The sequence below is a fragment of the Mycobacterium sp. TH-M11 genome (assembly GCF_057473725.1).
This window is the reverse complement of record NZ_JBYCLD010000428.1, coordinates 1-3887: the sequence shown is the minus strand read 5'-3', so window position 1 is coordinate 3887 and position 3887 is coordinate 1. Positions and strand designations below refer to the sequence as shown.

Annotated in this window: 4 protein-coding genes and 1 riboswitch; of the genes, 2 read left to right on the top strand and 2 right to left on the bottom strand. The window is 66.2% G+C overall.

Annotated elements, in window-relative coordinates; genetic code table 11:
• Nucleotides 1–152: 152 nt before the first annotated feature.
• The gene (locus AC2VOG_RS16895) at nt 153–665 is read right to left on the bottom strand and encodes a GNAT family N-acetyltransferase (protein WP_486941010.1); all 513 of its coding nucleotides are present in this window, start codon (nt 663–665) and stop codon (nt 153–155) included.
• 72 nt (nt 666–737) lie between these two features.
• Nucleotides 738–917: riboswitch (cobalamin riboswitch) on the top strand.
• A gap of 78 nt (nt 918–995) precedes the next feature.
• Between AC2VOG_RS16895 and AC2VOG_RS16890 the strand changes: the two genes are divergently transcribed.
• Nucleotides 996–2690, top strand: coding sequence for a PPE domain-containing protein (locus AC2VOG_RS16890; protein WP_486941009.1), 1695 nt, complete (start codon nt 996–998; stop codon nt 2688–2690).
• 38 nt (nt 2691–2728) lie between these two features.
• Nucleotides 2729–3508 carry a DUF2127 domain-containing protein gene (locus AC2VOG_RS16885; RefSeq protein WP_486941008.1) on the top strand — a complete coding sequence of 260 codons (780 nt, stop codon included), beginning with the start codon at nt 2729–2731 and terminating at the stop codon, nt 3506–3508.
• Between the two features lie 28 nt (nt 3509–3536).
• Here AC2VOG_RS16885 and AC2VOG_RS16880 read toward each other — a convergent pair.
• Nucleotides 3537–3887: peroxiredoxin (locus tag AC2VOG_RS16880; RefSeq protein WP_486941007.1), on the bottom strand; the 351-nt coding region annotated here is incomplete at its 5' end.

Below are 3887 nucleotides of genomic sequence, written 5' to 3'. Positions count from 1 at the left end.
GGCGAACGCCACGACGTCGCGCCCTACCTGGACGCCCGCGGCTGGCAGACCACGCGGCACCGGTCCAGCCAACTGCTGGCCGACGCCGGCCTGCCGGCGCCGCAACGCAACGACAGCCAGACCGAAAACTATTACTGCACAGCACAACTCGGCTAGACCGCGGATAAGTCGCACTGCCAGAAGCCGACGTCGTGCCAGGCGCCGTGCTTGTGACCGGCCTCGCGCAGCTGGCCGACGGCCATGAACCCGTGCCGCTCGTGTAGCCGCACGCTTGGGTCGTTGGGCAACGCGATCACAGCGATCACACTGTGAAATCCCCGGCGGCGCAATCGATCGAGCAACTCCGTGTAGAGCGCGTCGCCGACGCCAAGGCGCTGCGCCGACGGGTCGACGTAAATGGTGGACTCGACGGTCCACTGGTAGGCGGCGCGCTCGTTCCACGGTCCGGCATAAGCCGCGCCGACAACATCGTTGTCGATCACGGCCACCAGCCAGGGAAAACGTCGGTGCCGTTGCGCCCACAGGGCACGTATTTCCTGGATGCTCTGCGGTTCGGTCCGGAAGTTGAACACCGAGTGCTCGATGTAGTGGTTGATGATGTCGCGCACGCGCATCAGATCCGCCTCGACAGCCGACCGCACCTGCGGTGCGTTCGTGTTGCCCACCAGCTCACCGTACATTTCGGACCTCATTGCCGATCCGGACGACGCGTCGGGCCTTCGATCCGCTAACGCGTTCGACGTGGTGTGGCACGATGTCGCTGTTAGGCGATGACGACAGAGGAAGCCGGTGTGAATCCGGCGCGGTCCCGCCACTGTCATCGGGGAGCGACCCTCACCAGCCACGGCCGCAAGGTTGGAAGGCGAGGCTAGCAGCGATCCGAGAGCCAGGAGACTCACGTCCTCGCATCCTGCAACCCGGGGCGGTCGACCCCGAAGACGGAGTCTCCCCATGACGCTGCGCGCGTTGTTGTCTTCAATTTCTGGCGGCCGCCCGTGACCGCCCCCATCTGGATGGCGGCACCTCCCGAGGTGCATTCGGCGCTGCTGAGCAGCGGTCCGGGACCAGGGCCCCTACTCGAGGCCGCGGCGGCGTGGACGGCGCTGAGCACCGAATACACCGCGGCCGCTGACGAATTAGCCGCCGTGCTGACCGAGGTGCAAGCCGGGGCCTGGGAGGGTCCGACCGCCGAGAGCTATGGTGCTGCGCACGCGCCCTATCTGGCATGGCTGCAACAGGAAGGCGCGAACAGCGCCGCGCGGGCCGCCGAGCACGAAACCGCCGCGGCCGCCTACACGACTGCGCTCGCCGCGATGCCGACCCTGGGTGAGTTGGCCGCCAACCACGCCACCCACGCGGTGTTACTGGGCACCAATTTCTTCGGCATCAACACCATCCCGATAGCACTCAACGAAGCCGACTATGCCCGCATGTGGGTACACGCTGCCGCCGTGATGAGCGGCTACGAGAGCGTCGCGGGCGCATCTGTCGCGGCCGCCCCGACGACCCAACCGGCGCCGCCGATCATGAAAACGCCCGCGGCCAGCGAGCCGTCGACACCGCCCGCGTGGTTCACGAACCTGGAGAACTATCTGCAAGGGATTTTCCCACAGCCGCCGTACCCGACCGAAGGCCCGCTGTATCAAGAAATACTGAACTTCTTCAACCAGATCGGCTTCACCGATTTCAACGATCCGATCGCGACGTGGTTGCAGAGCCTGCCGTCATCGACGTTTCCGCCGTACCCCTTGCCCGGGTATTACCTGATCTACACCGGCGACCCGCTGAGCTACCTCACCCCCGAAGCAATCGCCTACGACCTGTCGGTGCCACTAGACCCGGCGTCCTACATCGCTTTCACCGGCATCGTCATCGTCGACGACCTGCTGGCCGTCGTCTATACCGCCGCGTTCAATCCTTCGCAGCTGTTCGTGGTGGCACCGTTGGCGCTCGTCGAGATCGTCGGGTCGACAATCGGCAACACCATCCAGGTGCTGCACTACATCCTCGATTCGACCCTGGCGGTGGCACTGCCGGCGCTGCTGCCGCTGGCAGCGGTTTCAGCTCCGCTGGCAGTGGCACCGGTCGGGCTGGCCGGCTTGGCGGGCCTGGCGGGCTTGGCCGGGCTGGCGCCGGCAGCGACGGCGCCGATGCTGGCCCCGGCGTTCGCCATGGCCCCGACTCCCCCTCCGCCGCCCGCGCCTACACCGATGGCCCCGACCCTTGCCCACGTGACGCCGGCCCACCTGCCGGCCGCCCCCACGCCACCTCCCCCGCCCACGCCGGCAGGCCCGCCGGTGGCGACGATGCCAGGATTCATGTACGTGGTCGGCGATCTGGCCCTGGCTGCCAGGCAAGCCGCCGGCACCGGTCAACGCGCGAAAAAGGCGGCGCCGGCCAGCGACGAGATCCCCGCGGTCGCACCAGTTACCGACGAACGCCAACCGGTACGGCGGCGACGGCCGGCGAAGGCCACCATGATCGGTCGTGGCTACGAGTACATGGACCTCGATCCGGAGCCGACGGCGACCACCTCGGAACGCGATGCCGGACCCATCGGATTCGCCGGTAGCGCAGCCCGCCAGAGCGCCGCCGAACCGTCCGGGTTGACCACGTTGACCCGGGGCCAGTTCGGCGCCAACTCGGGGGTGCCGATGCTGCCGGGCACATGGGACCCGGGCCTCGACTGAGGCCGGCGACGCGCCACTGCGCTGTAGCGTGCAGTCTCATGGTGGATTTTGCGCTGCGCTCGTGTGGATTGCGTGGGCACGCGACATTTGCTCCCGATGAGCCGAAGCTGCGCGAGCGCCTGACGGTCGACACACCCGCCGGCGAGGCCTGGCGCTGCTTACGCTGCGAAACTTTCGTGGTCGGTCCGCCACGACGCAGCGGACCGGCGAACACCGCACCGGAAATCCCCCGCGGGCGGTTCCTGCGGGACCGCACACTGATGCGCGCACTCGCTGTCGAACGCGCATTCCGCGCCGCTGCTTTCCTGCTGTTGGCCGCCGGCGTGGTGAAATTCAGTGGCTCCCGTGAACATTGGCAGCACGTCCTGGACCGCGACATGCCCTTGTTGAAGCCGTTGGCCAACCAGATCGGCTGGGATCCGGACAACTCCAGGCTCGTTCACCAGATCACCCATGCCTTGACGTTGTCGCCGTCGACGCTGCGGTGGATTGCGATCGGCCTGGCCGGGTACGCGCTGATCGAAATCGTCGAGGCGGTAGGGCTGTGGCTGATGCAGCGTTGGGGCGAGTATTTCGCAGTCGTCGCCACCAGCGTTTTCCTTCCGTTGGAGATCTACGAGCTCACCGAAAAGATTACCGCGCTAAGGGTTTTCGCGCTGACGATCAATATCGTCGCGGTGATATGGCTGTTGTGGAGCAAGCGCCTGTTCGGGCTGAACGGCGGCGGCGAGGCCTATCGGGAAGAGCATGCAGCCGAAAGCCTGCTCAGCGTCGAGAGCGCTGCACTCAGCGGAACCACTACCGGCACAACGGTATAACGGTTTACGCTGCACCGCCCGACGTCATTCATTCGACCCGGATAGCGGCTTCGATCTCGTCGACGGACAGTGATCTGGTGCACAGAAACCAGTCGGTGCACTCCATGCCGTCTGCGTGTTCCTTGACTCGCTCCTGGGCGGCGCGGGTAGACGTGGGCGCCGAAAGAACCACCGGCTCACCAGGTTCCCAGTCGGCCGGAGTTGCGACACCGAAGTGGTCGGCTGTCTGCAAGGCTTTGACGATGCGCAGCAGCTCACCGAAATTGCGCCCCAGGCTCAACGGATAGTAGATGACCACACGAACTGTGCCCGTCGGGTCGATGACGAATACCGCGCGTACAGCCTTGGTCGAGTCCTCGCCCGGCATGATCATGCCGTA

What these genes read in the sequence shown, in the direction of transcription:
- AC2VOG_RS16885 (WP_486941008.1), top strand. Translation starts at nt 2,729, where the DNA reads ATGGTGGATTTTGCGCTGCGCTCGTGTGGATTGCGTGGGCACGCGACA.